Here is a 17,512-nt window from a genome sequence, read left to right as displayed (position 1 = left end):
TCTACTCCGCCGGCTTGGGTTGGTTGGTCGGCTCGATGCCCGCCTCGGCTTCGGCAGAGTCCGTCCGCTCATGCTGCTCGCGCTTGGTGGTGGCGCGGTGGTATTGGCCGATGAGGCCGACAATGCCCTTGGGCATGAACAGCGTGACCACGACAAAGAGGGCACCCAGCGCGAAGAGCCAGTATTCGGGGAAGGCGCCGGTGAAGTAGGACTTGCCCACATTGACCAGGATGCCGCCGATGATGGGGCCGACGATGGTTCCGCGCCCGCCCACGGCGGTCCAGATGACAACTTCGATGGAGTTGGCCGGATCGAACTCGGAGGGGTTGATGATGCCCACCTGGGGCACGTAGAGCGCGCCGGCAATGCCGGCGATGACGGCCGAGACGACAAAGGCAAACAGCTTCACATATTCAACGCGGTAGCCCAGGAAGCGCGTGCGGCTCTCGGCATCGCGCACAGCCACCATGACCTTGCCCAGCTTGGAGTTGACGATCATCGAACAGGCCAGCACCGCCAGCGCCAGGGCAATGGCCGAGGCGGCAAACAGGGCGGCGCGGGTGGTTGGGGCGGAGATGGACTGGCCCAGGATGTCCTTGAAGTCAGTCAGGCCATTGTTGCCGCCAAAGCCCATGTCATTGCGGAAGAAGGCGAGCAGCAGCGCATAGGTCATGGCCTGGGTGATGATGGACAGGTAGACCCCGGTCACGCGGCTGCGGAAGGCGAGGAAGCCGAAAACGAAAGCGAGCAGGCCCGGCACCAGGACCACCATCAGCATGGCGATCCAGAAATTGTCCATGCCGTACCAGTACCAGGGCAGTTCCTTCCAGTTCAGGAACACCATGAAGTCGGGCAGGATAGGATTGGCATAGACGCCGCGGGTGCCGATCTGGCGCATGAGATACATGCCCATGGCATAGCCGCCGATGGCAAAGAAGGCGCCGTGGCCGAGCGAGAGGATGCCGCAATAGCCCCACACCAGATCGAGTGCCAGTGCCAGCATGGCAAAGGTCAGGTATTTGCCGAACAGCGGCACGGCATAGTTGGGCAAGCGCAGCGGATGGCCATCGGGCAGCATCAAATTGGACAGCGGCACGGCAATGGCGACGACCAGGAGGATGGCGACGATCCAGATCGCTTTCTTGTCGAGGGCGCGGAAGAGGGCCTGTGTAATCATGCTTCGATGGACCTTCCCTTGAGCGCGAAGAGGCCGCGGGGACGGCGCTGGATGAAAAGGATGATGAGAACGAGAATGATGATCTTGCCCAGCACGGCACCGAAGTAGGGCTCGATGAACTTGTTGGCCACGCCAAGGGTGAGCGCGCCGACCAGCGTGCCCCAGAGGTTGCCCACGCCGCCGAAGACCACAACCATGAAGCTGTCGATGATGTAGCCCTGGCCGAGGTTGGGCGAGACGTTGCCGATCTGGCTCAGCGCGACGCCGGCCAGGCCTGCGATACCCGAGCCCAGGCCAAAGGTCATGGCATCGACCAGCGGGGTGCGGATGCCCATGGCGGAGGCCATGCGGCGGTTCTGGGTCACGGCGCGCATATGCAGGCCGATGGCCGTGTATTTGAGCACCAGCAGCAGGGCGACAAACACGATCATCGCAAAGATCACGATGTAGAAGCGGTTCCAGGTGATGGCCAGGCCGCCCAAATCAAACGAGCCGGACATCCAGGTGGGGTTGCCCACTTCGCGGATGTTGGCGGTGAAGATGCGCTGAACGGCCTGCTGGATGATTAGGGACAGGCCCCAGGTCGCCAAGAGAGTCTCCAGCGGGCGGCCGTAGAGAAAGCGGATGACACCGCGCTCGATGGCGATACCGATCAGGCCGGTGACAAGGAAGGCGAGGGGGAGGGCAATGGCCAGCGACCAGTCGAACAGGCCGGGGAAGTTCTGGCGGATGACTTCCTGCACCACAAAGGTGGTGTAGGCGCCCAGCATGACCATCTCGCCATGGGCCATGTTGATGACGCCCATGACCCCGAACGTGATGGCAAGACCAATGGCGGCCAGGAGCAGGACGGAACCGAGCGAAATGCCGAACCAGACATTTTGTGCCACGTCCCAGACCGCGCGGTCGCGGGCGAGGCCATCGATGGCCGTCTGAATGAGGGGTTTGACCTCGTCAGGCGCCGTGGCCAGAGCGGTGGTCAGCGTGTTGAGGGCGTCGCGGCCGCCAATGGCCTGCACCAGGGGCACTGCGGCTTGCCACTCGTCGATTGTAGCGTCAGGGGTCTTGAGGACGATGGCGGCGCGGGCCTGTTCCATGACACGCTTGATGCCCGCGTCAGTCTCGCCTGCGATGGCGCTGTCGAGCAGTTCAAGCTGGGCCGGATCGGCATCGCGCAGAATGGACTGGGCGGCAAAGAGGCGAACGCCGGGGTCTTCGCTCAGCAGCGTCATCTGGCCAATGGCCGTCCGCAGCACGCGGCGCAGGCCATTGTTGACCTTGACCTTGTCGAGCCCATCCGCAGTGAGATCGGGCAGTTCGGCGCTGGTCACCGGGTCGGTAATGGTGCCCTTGCCGCCGGCCTCGGAGGTGAAGACGATCTTGCCGCTGGCTTCGTCAAAATAGAGTTCGCCTTCGAGCAGGACTTCCAGCACCTGTACGACGCGTTGGTCGCCCGTGGTGACCAGGACGCCGATGGCGGCTTCGCGATCCTTGAAATTGCCGGGGGCGAGGGCATCGACCAGGGGCGTCAGTTCGGCATCGGCAACCTGCGCATTGGCAGGGGTCGCAACACCGACAGTGAGAACAAGGAAGAGCGCGATTGAGCGGAGAAGACGGATTGCGTTCATCATTGGCCTCATGCGTCGGTCAGTCGAAGAACGAGGGCGGCATGGCCGCCCTCGTCGGATGCAGTCGGTTCGCTTAGCTCGCGCCGCCGCAGGTCTTGGTTTCGGTGTTGTAGTTGCCGCAGGAGATCGGGGCGGTCCAATCGGCTTCGATCATCTTGGATTCCGGCAGGAAGTCGGACCAGGCATCGCCGGGGACGAGTTCGGATTCGGACACGACTTCGAACTGGCCGTCGGCCTGGATTTCACCGATCAGCACCGGCTTGGTGATGTGGTGGTTGGGGAGCATCTTGGCGACGCCGCCGGTCAGGTTCGGGGTTTCGAGGCCAATGATGGCGTCCAGCACGGCGTCGGTGTCGGTGGTGCCGGCCTTTTCAACGGCCTGGACCCACAGGTTGAAGCCGATGACGGTGGCTTCCATCGGATCGTTGGTCACCTTGTCGGGATTGCCCATGAAGGTCTGCCAGGCGCTGATGAATTCGGCGTTGGCGGGGACATCGACGGACTGGAAGTAGTTCCAGGCAGCCAGGTGGCCGACCAGCGGTGTGGTGTCAAAGCCGGCCAGTTCTTCTTCGCCGACCGAGAAGGCCACCACGGGGATGTCTTCGGCCTTGATGCCCTGGTTGGCCAGTTCCTTGTAGAACGGCACGTTGGCATCGCCATTGATGGTGGAGACGACGGCGGTCTTCTTGCCAGTCGAGCCGAAGGTCTTGATGTCGGAGACGATCGTCTGCCAATCGGAATGACCGAAGGGCGTATAGTTGATCATGATGTCTTCCTTGGCGACACCCTTGTCCATCAGGTATTGCTCAAGGATCTTGTTGGTGGTCTGGGGATAGACATAGTCGGTGCCGGCGAGAACCCAGCGCTCAACGCCTTCGCTTTCCATCAGGTAGTCAACGGCCGGAATGGCCTGCTGGTTGGGAGCGGCGCCGGTGTAGAACACGTTGCGCTGGCTCTCTTCGCCCTCGTACTGGACGGGGTAGAACAGGATCGAGTTCAGTTCCTCGAACACCGGCAGAACCGACTTGCGCGACGAGGAGGTCCAGCAGCCGAACACGGCGGCGACGCCATTGACTTCGATCAGCTCGCGCGCCTTCTCGGCGAACAGCGGCCAGTCGGAGGCCGGGTCGACCACGACGGCTTCGAGCTGCTTGCCCAACAGGCCGCCCTTCTTGTTCTGCTGGTCGATCAGGAACAGCATGGTGTCCTTGAGCGTGGTTTCGGAAATGGCCATCGTGCCCGACAGCGAATGCAGGACACCGACCTTGATGGTCTCGTCCTGAGCAAACGCAGGAACCATGGTGGTCATGGCGAGGCCGCCGGCCATGGCCGCGGCAAGCAATGCGCTTTTGGCGCCGAATTTGTTCATCTGTTTGTCCCTCTGCTGCATATGAGCCCCAAGACACCAAGGGAGGCGCTTGTTGGGGGGACTGTGGGACAGTTTGTTAATCGAGCCCTATACGTCGATTGACGTAACTCAGCGCCGGCAGCGGGGTCGACAGGGCAGCAGAGTGCTCAAGAACCTAGTGTTTCCAAGACAATCCGTGCTAACAAGGCGATGGCGAATTATTGTGCAGCCATCGGATTTGGTTAACATCTAGACGGCTCATGGCGCGACAACGCATCATTCCCATTCGGCGCGAATACAATCGCTGGGTCGCCAACCAGACGCTGGAAGACTATGCGCTGCGCTTTACGGCCAAGTCGGCGCGCCGCTTCTCCAATGACCGAATCTCGCAGACCGCAATCGGCGCGATTTCTTTTCTGGCGCTCGAGGCCATCGGCGGCGCCATTACGCTGAGCTATGGCACGACCAATGCGATTGCGGCGATCGTGGTGGCGTCGCTGGCGATCCTGTTCATCGGGTTGCCCATTGCGCGCTACGCCACCCGGCACGGTGTGGACGTGGACCTGCTGACGCGCGGCGCCAGCTTTGGCTATATAGGCTCGACGATCACCTCGCTGATCTATGCCAGCTTCACCTTTATCCTGTTCGCCATCGAGGCCTCGATCATGTCGAGTGCGCTGCAGCTGGCGTTCGGCATTCCGCTGTGGATCGGCTATATCATCAGCGCGGTGGTGGTGATCCCGCTGGTGACCCATGGCGTGCAGATGATCAGCCGGTTCCAGCTCGTCACCCAGCCGATCTGGCTGATCCTCAACATCGTGCCGTTCTTCTTCATCGCGTTTCTGGACTGGGACAAGTTTGACCTTTGGCTCGGCTTCGGTGGGCTGGGCACGCCAGAGGCGGCGGCAGGCGCCATTGCGCCTTTCGAGCTGGCCAAGTTTGGCGCCGCTTCGGCCGTGATCCTGGCGCTGATGACCCAGATCGGCGAGCAGGTGGACTTTCTGCGCTTCCTGCCACCGCAGGGGGCGAGCAAATGGCGGCATCGGCTGGCCATTTTCCTGGCCGGCGCCGGCTGGGTGGTGGTGGGTGCGCCCAAGCTGCTGGCCGGCTCGTTCCTGGCCTATCTGGCTTTGTCGAGCGGGGTGTCTGCCGAGCATGCGTCCGAGCCCGGCCACATGTACGCTGTGGCCTTCGGCTACATGATCCCCAATCAGTTCCTGGCGCTGATGCTGATGGCCGTGTTCGTGGTGATCAGCCAGCTCAAGATCAATGTGATGAATGCCTATGCCGGCTCGCTGGCCTGGTCGAACTTCTTCTCGCGGCTGACGCATAGCCACCCCGGGCGCGTGGTGTGGCTGCTGTTCAACGTTGCCATCGCGCTGCTGCTGATGGAGCTCGGCATCTATCGTCTGCTCGAAGAAACGCTGGGAATCTTTTCGATCATCGCCATGGCCTGGCTGTGCTCGATCTCGGCGGATCTGTTCGTCAACAAGCCGCTCGGCCTGGCGCCGCCGGGCATCGAGTTCAAGCGGGCGCATCTCTATGACATCAACCCGGTGGGCGTCGGCTCGATGCTGCTGTCGACGGTGATTGCGCTGAGCGCGCATTTCGGCCTGTTCGGCGAGATGGCTGCGGCGCTGTCGCCCTACATCGCACTGGTGGTGGCCTTCGTCGCCTCGCCGGCCATCGCCTGGGCGACCAAGGGCCGGTACTATCTGGCGCGCAAGCCGCGCAAGCAGTGGCAGACACTGGCCTCGGTGACCTGCTCGATCTGCGAACACCCCTTCGAGCCCGAGGACATGGCCTGGTGCCCGGCCTATGCGGCGCCGATCTGTTCGCTGTGCTGCTCGCTGGATGCCCGCTGCCACGACATGTGCAAGCCGCATGCGCATTTCCGGGCGCAGACCCATGCGGTGGCGGCCAGCATCCTGCCCGAGTGGGCCATTGCCAAGCTGCGAACGCGGCTGGGGCGCTATGGCACGTCCATGGCCATCGCCATCAGCCTGTTGGGCAGTGCGCTGTGGATGATCTATTATTTCGCTGCGGGGGCAGCGCCGCACACGGCCGATGTGGTGGGCGGCACGCTGGCGGTGGTGTTCTTCGTGTTTGCGGTGACGGCGGGGATCATCACCTGGTTCCTGGTGCTGGCGCATGACAGCCGGCTGGTGGCCGAGGAAGAGAGCTCACGCCAAAACACGCTGCTGCTCAAGGAGATCGACGCGCATTCGCGCACCGATGCCGAGCTGCAGCGGGCCAAGGAAAAGGCCGAGGCGGCCAACCACGCCAAGAGCCGCTATGTGGTGGGGCTGAGCCACGAGCTGCGCACCCCGCTCAATGCGGTGATGGGCTATGCCCAGGTGCTGGAACGCGACGCCGGCCTGCCGGAAAACCGGCGCGGCTCGGTGCAGATCATTCGGCGCAGCGCCGAGCACCTCTCGGGGCTGATCGATGGACTGCTCGATATTTCCAAGATCGAGGCGGGACGGCTGCAGGTCTATTCCAACGAGATCAATATCCAGGACTTTCTCGACCAGATCGTGGACATGTTCCGCCTGCAGGCGCAGGCCAAGGGGCTGGAGTTCCGGCACAGCCGGGCCAAGGCCCTGCCGCGCTATGTGCGGACCGACGAAAAGCGGCTGCGGCAGATCCTCGTCAATCTGTTGTCCAATGCCATCAAGTTCACCAGCGCTGGCCATGTCAGCTTCGAGGTGGCTTATCGCAATCAGGTAGCGAGCTTTGTGGTGGCCGATACCGGCAGCGGCATTGCAGCCGACGATATCGAGCATGTGTTCGAGCCCTTTGTGCGCGGGGCGGCAGAACGCAATCGTTTTGTGCCGGGCCTGGGGCTGGGCCTGACGATTACCAAGCTGTTGACCGAGACACTGGGCGGCGAGATCACGCTGACCAGTACGCCGGGCGTCGGCACACGGTTCCAGGCGCGATTGATGCTGGCCAAGGTGGAGCGTCCGCGGGCCGCCAGCGCCGATATCCGCCGCGTGGTCGGCTATGTCGGGGCGCTGCGTACGGTGATGGTGGTGGATGACAATGCCGACCACCGCGAGCTGATGCGCGAGATGCTTTCGCCACTCGGCTTTGTGGTTCTGACAGCCAAGGATGGTCCGTCGTGCCTGGAGACGCTGGATGCCCAGCAGGTGGACCTCTATTTCCTCGACATCCGCATGCCGGGCATGAGCGGCTGGGAGCTGCTGCAGGCGCTGCGGGACCGGGGCATCGCCGCGCCGGTGGTGATGCTGTCGGCCAATATCGGCGATGGCGCCGCGCCGGACGGGGGCGAGGCGGTGCATTCGGACACGCTGGCCAAGCCATTCGAGCTCAATCAGCTGCTCGAGAAACTGGCGACGCATCTCGACCTCGAATGGGACTATGCCGCGCCAGCACCAACAGGTTTGGCAGACAAGGCGCCGCCCTTGCGCTCGCCAGGGGCCGAGCATCTGCGCGAGCTGGTGAGCCTTGGCCAGATCGGGCATGTGCGCGGGATCGAAGCCAAGCTTGTGGAACTGGCCGGCGTGCCGGGCAATCAGCCCTTGGTGGACGCGCTGCGGCGGCATATCGAGGCGTTTGATTTTGACGGTTATGCAGAACTCATAGAGCGGGTGGGCCATGAGTCGGCTTGAGAAGGACCAGGACATCGTCCTGCTGGTGGATGATTCCCCGGAGTCGCTGGGGTTCCTGACGACGGCGCTGGAAGATGCCGGGGTAACGGTGCTGGTGGCCCGCAGTGGCGAAGCGGCCCTGGGCATTGCGCAGCGGGTGGCGCCGGACGTGGTGCTGATGGACGCAGTCATGCCGGGGCTGGACGGGTTCGAGACCTGCCGGCGCCTGAAAGCCATGGCGACGCTGACGCATGTGCCTGTCATCTTCATGACGGGGCTCACCGAGACCGAGCATATCGTGCACGCCCTTGAGAGCGGGGGCGTCGACTATCTGAGCAAGCCGATCAATGTTGATGAGTTGCGGGCCCGCATCAGGGTGCATCTGGCCAATGCGCGGCGGGCGCAGAGCGCGCGGATTGCGCTCGACGCCGCCGGGCGCCACCTGGTGGCCTTCGGCGCCAATGGGCTGGTGCTGTGGTCGACGCCGCAGTGCAACCGATTGCTGGAGCGCTCCGGGGTGGATGTGCAGGGGCAGGGGGCGATGACGCAGCGCTTCACCGATTGGCTTGGCGGGCAGACCGGCGAGCCGGCACAGGGCAGCGGGTTCGAACTGGCCCTGCCGGGTGCGCCGGGGCTGCAGTATTCGTTCCTTGGCCTTGTGGGGGGTGACGAATACCTGTTCCGCCTGTCGCGGGCGCAGGAAGAGGGGCAGGAGGAGGTGCTGCGCCAGCAGTTCGGCCTGACTCTGCGCGAAAGCGATGTGCTGCTGTGGATCGCGCGCGGCAAGTCCAACCGCGATATTGGCGAGATCCTCGGGCTCAGCCCGCGGACTGTGAACAAGCATCTCGAGCAGGTCTATACCAAGCTGGGCGTGGAGAACCGCGCTTCGGCCGCCATCAAAGCCATCCAGTCGCTGCAGACCCCGTTCGAACTCTAGCCTTTGGGCAGGCGATCAGGCGCTGGAGGTGAGGTTGAGCCGATCGAGCGTCTGGCGATCGGCCGGGTCCACCATGCCGATCAGGAAGCGCAGGATGATACGGCGCGACTCAGGTGGCAGGCTATCGATGGCGCCGTTGATACGGCTGGCCTGGGTGGCCGAGAGAGTGGAGAAGAGCTGCCGCCCCTTGTCGGTGGCATAGAGCAGGCGCTGGCGGCGATCCGAATAGCCCGTGCGCTGCTCGACATAGCCATTGTCGATGAGCTGGCGCAGCACGCGGGCCAGGCTCTGCTTGGTGATCTTGAGGATATCGAGCAGATCGGCCACTGGCATGCCGGGGCGCAGGTTCACGAAATAAAGCACGCGGTGGTGGGCGCGGCCGAAGTTCTGTCGGTCGAGCAGGGCGTCGGCATCGCCGGTGAAGTCGCGGTAGGCAAAGAAGAACAGGCCCATTATGTCCAGCGGCAGCGCTTCACCGTCCGGACCAGCGTAATTTATGTCAGCTATGTTGACATTCTTTTGGTGCGCTGCCATTGTGTTCCCATCAGGACGCCGTTCTGTCTTATCCCTCAGCCTATGTGGTTTGCCAAGACCTTGGAGCTCGGGCATGATCGGCGCCAAACGCGGGGCCGATACGGCGCCCGCAAACGAAAGGTTCGGGAGAGGATCATGGCAGGCGTGCCCATGGACCAGCGAGACGGCTGGATCTGGTTTGACGGCGAGTTCAAACCCTGGAAGGACGCGAAAATTCACGTGCTCACGCACGGGCTGCACTATGCCAGCTCGGTGTTCGAGGGCGAACGCGCCTATGGCGGCGAGATCTTCAAGTCGCGCGAGCACACCGAGCGCCTGATCCGCTCGGCCAAGACGCTGGACATGCCCATGCCCTGGTCTGTCGAGCAGATCGAGGAAGCCAAGCGCGCCGTGCTGGAAAAGAATGGCCTGACTGACGCCTATGTGCGTCCGGTGGCCTGGCGCGGCTCAGAAGAGCTGAGCGTGCCGGCGCGCAACAATACCGTGCACCTGGCGATCGCGGCCTGGGTTTGGCCGAGCTATTTCTCGGTCGAGGAAAAGCTCAAGGGCATTCGCCTGGAGTGGAGCAAGTGGAAGCGCCCGTCGCCGGAGACCATCCCGTCCTCGGCCAAGGCCGCTGGCCTCTACATGATCTGCACGCTGAGCAAGGACGCGGCCATGGCCAATGGCTTTGCCGACGCACTGATGCTGGACTATCGCGGCTATGTGGCGGAAGCCACGGGCGCGAATGTGTTCTTCATCAAGGGCAAGGACATCACCACGCCCACGCCGGACTGCTTCCTTAATGGCATTACCCGCCAGACGCTGATCGAGCTGGCCAAGCGCAATGGCTTTACGGTGACGGAGCGTCACATCCTTCCCGAAGAGCTGAGCCAGTTTGACGAATGCTTCCTGACCGGCACGGCCGCCGAGGTCACGCCCGTCAGCCAGATCGGCGATAACCGCTTTACGCCGGGCGAAGGCTGCCGCACGCTGATCGACGCCTATAGCGCCGAAGTGCAGCCCAAGCGGGCCGCCGCCGAATAGGCCGGGATGCAGAGATGACAAAGCCGGGCCATGGGCCCGGCTTTTTGTTGTCCTGTGGTTGCCGCCAGGGATCAGGCGGTGCGGGCCGTCCACTGCAGGATGTCGCTCATGACGGTCTTGAGCGCGCCGTCCAGCCCGGCGATGGCGGCGGCAGCCGGATTGGTTGCAGCCGGCTGCGTGGCGGTGAAGGACTTGCTCGCAAAGATCATGCCGCGCGTCTCGTCAACCAGCTTGGCGTTGATGGTCACCGTCGCCAGATTGCCGCTGGCCACATCGATCTCGAAGGCCTGCAGTTCGGTGGCGAGCGTGACATCGACGCGCAGTTGATCGTCCGGTCGGCCGATATTGGGGAAGTTGGACGCCTCGAAAGTCTGCAGCAGGCGGGTCTGCACCAGGCGGGGCAGGGTGTCGGAGAGCTGGGCCTCGGGCAGGTAGCTCAGCACATTGCCGGCTTCGCGAACCACAACGCGCTGGGAATCATAGGTCTGCACCGTCTTGGGCAGGGTGATGACGACGACGCGCGACGAGCGGCGGCGCATGGGCGTGCCGCTGGCGCTGGTGAGGTCGAAGGTCACCGGCGGGGTGGCGCCAAGGCAACCGGCCAGGCCCAGGGACAGGGCTGAGGCGCCGAGCACCATGAAGCTGCGTCGAGTGGTGAGCATGGGTCGTCCCTACCTCTTGTTGTATTCGCGGACGGTCTCGCCGCCGAAAATCAAGCCCTGGGGGTTGTTTTCGAGGTTTCTGACGACGCGATCAAGCCGTGCCAGCGTGGCGCGGGCATCCTGAGCGAGTGCGGTGAAATTGGGCAAGCCCTGCGACGTAAAGTTGTTCAGCCCCACCGCGATGTTGGCCGTGTTGGCATTGAGCTGATCGGCCAGGTTGCGCACCGAGACCGCGGCCTCGCCGATCTGGGCGAAAATGCCCTGATCGTCGGCGCCATCGACGGACTTGTCGACCTTGGCCAGGATTTCATCAACCTTGGCCACCGACCCCATCAGCGAATTGGAAATGTCGGTGAGGTTGGCCACAACGGTATCGACGTTGTCGGCATTGCTGCCCAGCTTTGCGGCGAAGCTATCGACATTGGCGACGGCGCGGCCAACGACGGCGGGGTCAATCTCGGCGGCGATCTGGTTGACCTTGGTGACCGCCGGATCGAGCTGGGCCACCATGTCGGTGATGCCCTTGGACAGCGCATCGGCCGCCTCAAAGAAGCTGTCGACCTGCGCTGAATTGCGGGCCAGGCTGTCGCTGAAGGTGGCCAGATCGGTCACCACGGCGTTGACCTTTTCCGGTGGCGCGGCGGCCAGCAGCGCCTTGACGTCGTCGCTCAGGCCGCTGAGGTCGCCCGAAAAGGCATCGACATTGGCGACAACGCGGCTGACCGCATCGGGGTCGACGGCAGCGGTGACGGCATCGATGCGGGCAACGCTGGTGGAGAGCGTCGTGCTCATCTGAGTGAGGCTGGTCGAGAGCGTGGACGCAGCGGCGAAGAACTCATCGACCTTGCCGGAATTGCGCGACAGCGTGTCGCTGAAGGTGGCGACATTGTCGACCACCTGGGTGACGCGCTCGGGCGGGATGGCGTCCGCCAATTCGCCCAGCTTGGCCGAGAGCGTGCTGATCTGTTCGGCCATGGGGCCGACCTGCTTGCCGGCATCGGCAATGGTGGCCAGCGCATCCTTGACGCCATCGGCATTGGCGGCCAGCGCATCGCTGAAAGTGGCGACATTGGCGATGGTCTGGTTGAGCTTCTCGTCATTGGTGTCGAGGAAGCCGTTGAGGCGGTCAACCGCCGTCGCAGTGCCATTGATGGTGGTGGAAAGACCATCGAGAATGGACTGGAAATCGGAAACCTTGGCATAGAGCGTGGGCACATCGCGACCCGGCTCGGTGGGCGGCGGGCCGGCGGCTTCGGTGCCGCCCGATAGCTGCAGCGAGCCTACACCGGTCAGCCCCTGGAAGCCCATGAGCGCCTTGGTATCGGCCTTGACCGGAATGGAGGCATCGATCTCGATGCGGGCGATCACGCGGCTGATGTCGGTGGGGTCCAGGCCCACCGAGCGGACCTGGCCGATCTTGATGCCGTTGAACTGTACCTCCGTGCCCGGGCCGATGCCAGACACAGTGCCGGTGAAGATAACCTCGTAGGACTTTGTTTGCAGATTGCTCGAGGGGCCCGCGAACCAATATACGAAGCCGAAGAACGCAAGCAGCACAGCGGTGGCCAGGGCCCCGACGGTTGCGTAATTTGCCTTGTTTTCCATGGTCTAGCCTTCGGGGTTGTGGGCGCGGGGGCCGTGGAAATAGTCCCTGAGCCAAGGATCGTCCGCTGCGCGCATCTCGGCAAGCGTGCCGGCCTTGAGCAGCTTGCCGCGGGCCAGGGCAACGATGCGGTCGCAGGCCGCCTCCAGACTGTCCAGGTCGTGCGTCACCATTAGCACGGAAAGGCCCAGCGTCTCGCTCAAGGTGACGATCAGCTCGTCAAATTTGCCGGCGCCGATGGGATCGAGGCCGGCGGTGGGTTCGTCCAGGAACAGGATCCTGGGATCGAGGGCCAGCGCTCGCGCCAGCGCGGCACGCTTGATCATGCCGCCCGAGAGCTGGGCGGGATAGGACCAGGCCGCTTCGGGCGGCAGGCCCACCAGATCAAGCTTCATACGCGCCAGTTCCCGGCGCAGGCGCGGCGGCATGTCGAGATGCTCGCGCATGGGAAACTCGATGTTCTCGATCACGCTGAGCGAGGAGAACAGCGCGCCCTGCTGGAACAGCACGCCCCAGTCGCGCCGGACCTGCGCCTGCTGCTGCATGGTGAGGTCCGAATAGGTGTGGCCGGCGAAGCTGACGGTGCCGCCGCGGGGCGCGATGAGGCCCACGATGGCGCGTAGCGTGACGGACTTGCCCGAACCAGAGGGGCCGATCAGGCCTAGGATTTCGCCGTCGCGCAGGTCAAAGCTCAGGCCGTCGATGACCGTCGTGGCGCCAAAGCCGACTTCGAGATCGTTGACCGTCATGATGGATGCGGGCTGGGTCATGGTCAGAACTTGATCGCCGCAAAGAAGATGGCGAACAGGCCGTCGGCCACGATGACCACGAAGATGGATTTGACCACCGATGAGGTGGTGCGGCGCCCCAGGGATTCGGAAGACCCCTGCACCTTCATGCCTTCGAGCGAGGCCAGCAGGCCAATCAGGAAGCCCATGAAGGGCGCCTTGAGCAGGCCCACAGCGACGCTGGTGACAGTCATGGCGTCGCGCAGGCGCAGGATGAAGGTCTCGATAGGGATGCCACCATAGGCCTGGCCGACGAGGATGGCGCCGAGCAGGCCGGCCATGGACCCAACGAAGGCCAGGAGCGGCAGGCCGATGACCAGGGCGAAGACGCGGGGCAGCAGCAAGGCCTGGTAGGGATCAACGCCCATGACCCGCAGGGCATCAAACTCCTCGCGGATGCGCATGGAGCCGATTTCGGCGGTGATGGCGGAACCCGAGCGACCGGCCACCATGATGGCAGCAAGCAGGACGCCGATTTCGCGGAACATCAGGATGGCGGCCAGGTCGACCACCAGGATCGAGGCGCCGAAATTGCGCAGCTGCAGAATGGTCTGCTGCGTGATGATGGCGCCGACAACCAGCGAGATCAGCGCGACGATCGGGATGGCGCGCAGAATGATCTGCTCGAACTGGTTCACGAAGCTGGCGAGGCGCAGCGGGGCCTGGAAGGTGGCGGTCTGCGCCAGGGCGCCCAGGATGCGGCCCTGGGTTTCGTTGACGGCAATGACGTCCCGCAGCGCGCCGATGACAGTGCGGCCCAAGCCGATGAAGGGCACGAGCAGGGGGTTGTCGTGCGGACGGCTTGCGGGGGCCTTGGGATCGTATGCTGCTATTCGCTGCAGCAGGGTGGCGTGCTTGGGCGAGGCGCCGACAAAGGCGGCGGTCGAATCGGCCCGTTCGCGACCCAACTGGGTGAGCAGCCATGCCCCCGCTGTATCGAGCGTGTTCAGGCGGGAGATATCGATCCGCGCGGCACTGCGCTCGGCTGGAGACAGGCCCAGTTCGGCGATGTCGCGTTCGAGCTCGCGGGCATTTGCGGCCGTCCAGTCGCCGACGCACAGGATCGTGCGGCCTGCTCCCTGTGCTGCGCCGAGCTCGACAAATCGCGCCATAGAACTATTTGTGCCAATCATTGTTGCGACTGCAATAGCATGTTCTGGCCGCTTTTGCAGGAGTATACGCATCGAAGAGGCATGAGGGATCAACTGTTGTCCCCATGCAATGCGGGATCACGACCAGCGGGCCTTTGCGGTATCGTCTTCGTCACGCGGAGCCACCCAAACAGTGCCGTTGGGACCTGACTCCTGCTTCCAGAAGGGCGCGTCGGTCTTGAGGTAATCCATAAGGAATTCGGCGCCCCGGAAGGCGGCAGCCCGGTGAGGCGAGAGGGTCATGACCTGGACGATCGGTTCGCCCGGCGCAAGCGTCCCGTAGCGGTGGATGACGGTGGCTGCGAGCAGCTCAAAGCGGGCGGTGGCGTCAGCCAGGATCGCTTCGAGCTGGTTGATAGCGAGCTCAGGATAGCATTCGAGAGTCAGGCTGGTGACCGGATCGTCAGGGCTGGAGCGGACGACGCCAGTGAAGGTGACGGCAGCGCCGGCGCCCTGGCCGGCGGCGAGAAAGGCGTTGGTTTCGGCGCCCGGATCGAAGGGCTCCGTGGTGACGCGGACGGGCATGGTCAGCCTCCGGTCATGGGCGGGAAGAGGGCGACGACTCCGGCGCCGGCTATGGGCGCGTCATGCGGCACAAGCCGGGCATCGACGGCAGCGCGAATGAGGCTGCGTTTGCTGACGGCATGGGCAAAGGCCTCGTCGCGTGCGGCAAGCCAGTCGATGAGGTCACTGACAGTGGCGACCTCGGCGGGCGGAGACACGTGTTCCTCGCCCCGATTGAGACGTTCGCGCAGCCAGGCGAAGTAGAGGATCTTCATGCCGGGTCGCCAGACAGATGCGGCCAGCTGGCGCGCAGATATTGCCAGCCGGTCCAGACCGTCATGACGCCGGCCAGCCAGAGGAGGAGGCTGGTGGGGATGTCGACCACGGGCAGCAGCGGGCGGACCAGCACGAAGGCCAGGGCCACAAGCTGCACGGTGGTCTTCCACTTGGCGAGCTGTGTCACCGCGAGGACGACCTTGGCATTGCCGAGAAATTCGCGCAGGCCGGAGATGAAGATTTCCCGGAAGAGGATGGCGCAGGCCGGGACCAGTTCGAGCGCCGAAAGGCTGTGATCCCAGGCGAGGGCGACGATCAGCACGCCGACCAGGAGCTTGTCGGCAATGGGGTCGAGCATGCGGCCGAGCGGGGAATACTGCGCCCAGGCGCGGGCGAGGTAGCCATCGAGCCAGTCACTGGCTGCCGCCAGGACATAAAGGACAAGAGCCAGCACGCGCAGGGTGGGATCGCCCGCCAGCGCCAGCCAGACGATGGGGATGATCGCCGCGATGCGGGCAATGGTGATCTGGTTGGGGACGAGCAGCAGGGGATTCTTGGCCATGAGCGGAGAGAACAGGAAGGGTGGGGTGGGGTCAAGCCTGCCTGACCTTGCTGCCCAGGAGCATCAGCTCTGGTCGATGATTTCCAAGATTTGCCCCGACCTGACGCGAAACAGGGAGGCGCCGGCAAAGGCGAGGTTTTGTCCGGCTTTCCAACCATTGGGGAGATCGGCCGCCACCGTGGCGGTGTAGTCGATCTCGACCAGGGTGGTGTCGGCTACAGTGATCGCGTGCCTCACCACCTGCCGCCGCGTGGTGAACGCGGCGGCCCCTGCATGGGCCATCTGGGCAAATGACGGCTTGCCGATTGCCTCTGCTGTCACCTGGCCAGCGGACAGATTGCGAAACACAACGTCCTCGGCCAGACAGTCCAGCATCCGGTCGATGTCCCGGGCGTTGTAGGCCGCGATATAGGCCTCTATGACCGCTGGTATCGCCATCGCCTCACGCCACCTGCTGGTTGGTGGCAGCCCGGCGGGCGGTGACGGCATCGGCCAGGGCGGTGAGAGCGGTGACCGTGGTGTCCCAATCGATGCAGCCATCGGTGATCGACTGGCCATAGACCAGCGGCTGACCCGGGATGAGATCCTGGCGACCGGCCACGAGGTTGGATTCGACCATGACGCCGATGATGCGACGATCACCCGCAGCCAGCTGGTCGCCGATGTCGGCGAGGACAGCGGGCTGGTTCTCGGGCTTCTTGGACGAATTGGCGTGGCTGGCGTCGATCATGATGGTGGCGGGCAGCCCGGCTTTTTCAGCAGCCTGGGCTGCGGCCTCGACGCCTGCAGCGTCGTAGTTGGGCGCCTTGCCGCCGCGCAGGATGATGTGGCAGTCGGCATTGCCGGTGGTGGCGGCAATGGCCGAGCGACCGGACTTGGTGACAGCCAGGAAATGGTGCGGCTGGCTGGCCGAGGCAACGGCATCGAGGGCGATCTTGACGTTGCCGTCGGTGCCATTCTTGAAGCCGACCGGGCAGGACAGGCCCGAGGCCAGTTCGCGGTGGATCTGGCTCTCGGTGGTGCGGGCGCCGATGGCGGCCCAGCTGACGAGATCGGCAATGTATTGCGGCGTGGTCATGTCGAGGAATTCGCAGGCGGCCGGCATGCCTATGTTGGCGATGTCGAGCAGCAGGGCGCGAGCGGTATGCAGCCCATTGTCGATGTCGAAGCTGCCATCGAGGTTGGGATCGTTGATCAGGCCCTTCCAGCCCACCGTGGTACGGGGCTTTTCGAAGTAGACGCGCATGATGATCTCAAGGCGGTCGCCGAGCGTGTCGCGCAGGGCCGAGAGGCGCTTGGCGTAGTCGAGCGCGGCGGCCGGATCGTGGATGGAGCAGGGGCCCACCACCACGGTCAGGCGATCATCGGTGCCGGCGAGAATATTGTGAACGGCGTGGCGGGCGCTGATGACGGTGCGGGTGGCAGCATCGGTGCGCGGGTGCTGGCGCATCACCTCGATGGGAGTGGTCAGTTCCTTGATGGCACTGATGCGCAGATCGTCTGTGGACTTCAACATAACTGGTTCCTCGGGGATATCTGGGCGAGGCGGCCAGTAAAAAAGCCGCCTCAAGGGGGGCGGCTGGCTTCGGGTTTGGTCGTATCCTGGGGGATCAGATCAAGCGCGCGGTAGCCTCCGCCGGGAGCGGATAGCTAAAATACCAAAACGAGATGGTGGCGACTGAACGGATCATGCCCGAAGATG

Annotated in this window: 16 protein-coding genes; 3 read left to right on the top strand and 13 right to left on the bottom strand. The window is 63.9% G+C overall.

What is annotated here, in order from left to right:
• Position 1 precedes the first annotated feature (1 nt).
• From urtC to urtA, 3 genes are all read right to left on the bottom strand, one after another.
• Positions 2–1,177: an urea ABC transporter permease subunit UrtC gene (urtC, locus tag K1177_RS09815; RefSeq protein WP_224703123.1), complete on the bottom strand. Its 1,176-nt coding sequence runs from the start codon at positions 1,175–1,177 to the stop codon at positions 2–4.
• Positions 1,174–2,805 carry an urea ABC transporter permease subunit UrtB gene (urtB, locus tag K1177_RS09810; RefSeq protein WP_224703122.1) on the bottom strand — a complete coding sequence of 544 codons (1,632 nt, stop codon included), beginning with the start codon at positions 2,803–2,805 and terminating at the stop codon, positions 1,174–1,176. Before urtB ends, urtC begins: the two co-directional genes overlap by 4 nt.
• 73 nt (positions 2,806–2,878) lie before the next feature.
• Positions 2,879–4,174, bottom strand: coding sequence for an urea ABC transporter substrate-binding protein (urtA, locus tag K1177_RS09805; RefSeq protein ID WP_396119884.1), 1,296 nt, complete (start codon positions 4,172–4,174; stop codon positions 2,879–2,881).
• 239 nt (positions 4,175–4,413) lie between these two features.
• Between urtA and K1177_RS09800 the strand changes: the two genes are divergently transcribed.
• Together K1177_RS09800 and K1177_RS09795 are read left to right on the top strand one after the other, a co-directional pair.
• Positions 4,414–7,788: a hybrid sensor histidine kinase/response regulator gene (locus K1177_RS09800; RefSeq protein ID WP_224703121.1), complete on the top strand. Its 3,375-nt coding sequence runs from the start codon at positions 4,414–4,416 to the stop codon at positions 7,786–7,788.
• On the top strand, positions 7,775–8,704 hold the full coding sequence (locus K1177_RS09795; RefSeq protein WP_224703120.1) for a response regulator: 930 nt from the start codon (positions 7,775–7,777) through the stop codon (positions 8,702–8,704). Before K1177_RS09800 ends, K1177_RS09795 begins: the two co-directional genes overlap by 14 nt.
• Positions 8,705–8,719: 15 nt before the next feature.
• On the opposite strand, the gene K1177_RS09790 is transcribed toward K1177_RS09795, so the two are convergent.
• Positions 8,720–9,238, bottom strand: a complete 519-nt coding sequence (locus tag K1177_RS09790; protein WP_224703119.1) for a MarR family winged helix-turn-helix transcriptional regulator — start codon at positions 9,236–9,238, stop codon at positions 8,720–8,722.
• 135 nt (positions 9,239–9,373) lie between these two features.
• Between K1177_RS09790 and K1177_RS09785 the strand changes: the two genes are divergently transcribed.
• A complete protein-coding gene (locus K1177_RS09785; protein WP_224703118.1) occupies positions 9,374–10,264 on the top strand; it encodes a branched-chain amino acid aminotransferase in 891 nt (296 codons plus the stop codon).
• 71 nt (positions 10,265–10,335) lie between these two features.
• Here K1177_RS09785 and K1177_RS09780 read toward each other — a convergent pair whose 3' ends face one another.
• The 9 genes from K1177_RS09780 to K1177_RS09740 all read right to left on the bottom strand — a co-directional run bounded on the left by K1177_RS09780 (position 10,336) and on the right by K1177_RS09740 (position 17,326).
• The gene (locus K1177_RS09780) at positions 10,336–10,926 is read right to left on the bottom strand and encodes an ABC-type transport auxiliary lipoprotein family protein (RefSeq protein WP_224703117.1); all 591 of its coding nucleotides are present in this window, start codon (positions 10,924–10,926) and stop codon (positions 10,336–10,338) included.
• A gap of 9 nt (positions 10,927–10,935) precedes the next feature.
• A complete protein-coding gene (locus K1177_RS09775) occupies positions 10,936–12,531 on the bottom strand; it encodes an MlaD family protein (RefSeq protein WP_224703116.1) in 1,596 nt (531 codons plus the stop codon).
• A 3-nt stretch (positions 12,532–12,534) separates the two neighbouring features.
• Positions 12,535–13,299, bottom strand: coding sequence for an ABC transporter ATP-binding protein (locus K1177_RS09770; RefSeq protein WP_224703115.1), 765 nt, complete (start codon positions 13,297–13,299; stop codon positions 12,535–12,537).
• 2 nt (positions 13,300–13,301) lie between these two features.
• Entirely contained in the window at positions 13,302–14,429 is a 1,128-nt protein-coding gene (locus tag K1177_RS09765; protein ID WP_224703114.1) for an MlaE family ABC transporter permease, read from the bottom strand.
• Between the two features lie 117 nt (positions 14,430–14,546).
• Positions 14,547–14,993 (bottom strand): molybdenum cofactor biosynthesis protein MoaE, encoded by a 447-nt coding sequence (locus tag K1177_RS09760; protein WP_224703113.1) that lies wholly within the window; start codon positions 14,991–14,993, stop codon positions 14,547–14,549.
• Positions 14,994–14,995: 2 nt separating this feature from the next.
• Positions 14,996–15,247, bottom strand: coding sequence for a molybdopterin converting factor subunit 1 (moaD, locus tag K1177_RS09755; RefSeq protein WP_224703112.1), 252 nt, complete (start codon positions 15,245–15,247; stop codon positions 14,996–14,998).
• Entirely contained in the window at positions 15,244–15,810 is a 567-nt protein-coding gene (gene pgsA, locus K1177_RS09750; protein WP_224703111.1) for a CDP-diacylglycerol--glycerol-3-phosphate 3-phosphatidyltransferase, read from the bottom strand. The genes moaD and pgsA overlap by 4 nt, the downstream gene beginning before the upstream one ends.
• A gap of 63 nt (positions 15,811–15,873) precedes the next feature.
• Positions 15,874–16,248, bottom strand: coding sequence for a nuclear transport factor 2 family protein (locus K1177_RS09745; RefSeq protein ID WP_224703110.1), 375 nt, complete (start codon positions 16,246–16,248; stop codon positions 15,874–15,876).
• 4 nt (positions 16,249–16,252) lie between these two features.
• A complete protein-coding gene (locus K1177_RS09740) occupies positions 16,253–17,326 on the bottom strand; it encodes a 3-deoxy-7-phosphoheptulonate synthase (protein WP_224703109.1) in 1,074 nt (357 codons plus the stop codon).
• Between the last annotated feature and the right edge of the window lie 186 nt (positions 17,327–17,512).

The organism is Devosia aquimaris, from assembly GCF_020169335.1.
Lineage (GTDB): Bacteria > Pseudomonadota > Alphaproteobacteria > Rhizobiales > Devosiaceae > Devosia > Devosia aquimaris.
Note: the sequence above shows the minus strand (reverse complement) of the source record. Positions and strands in the feature narration are given on the sequence as shown.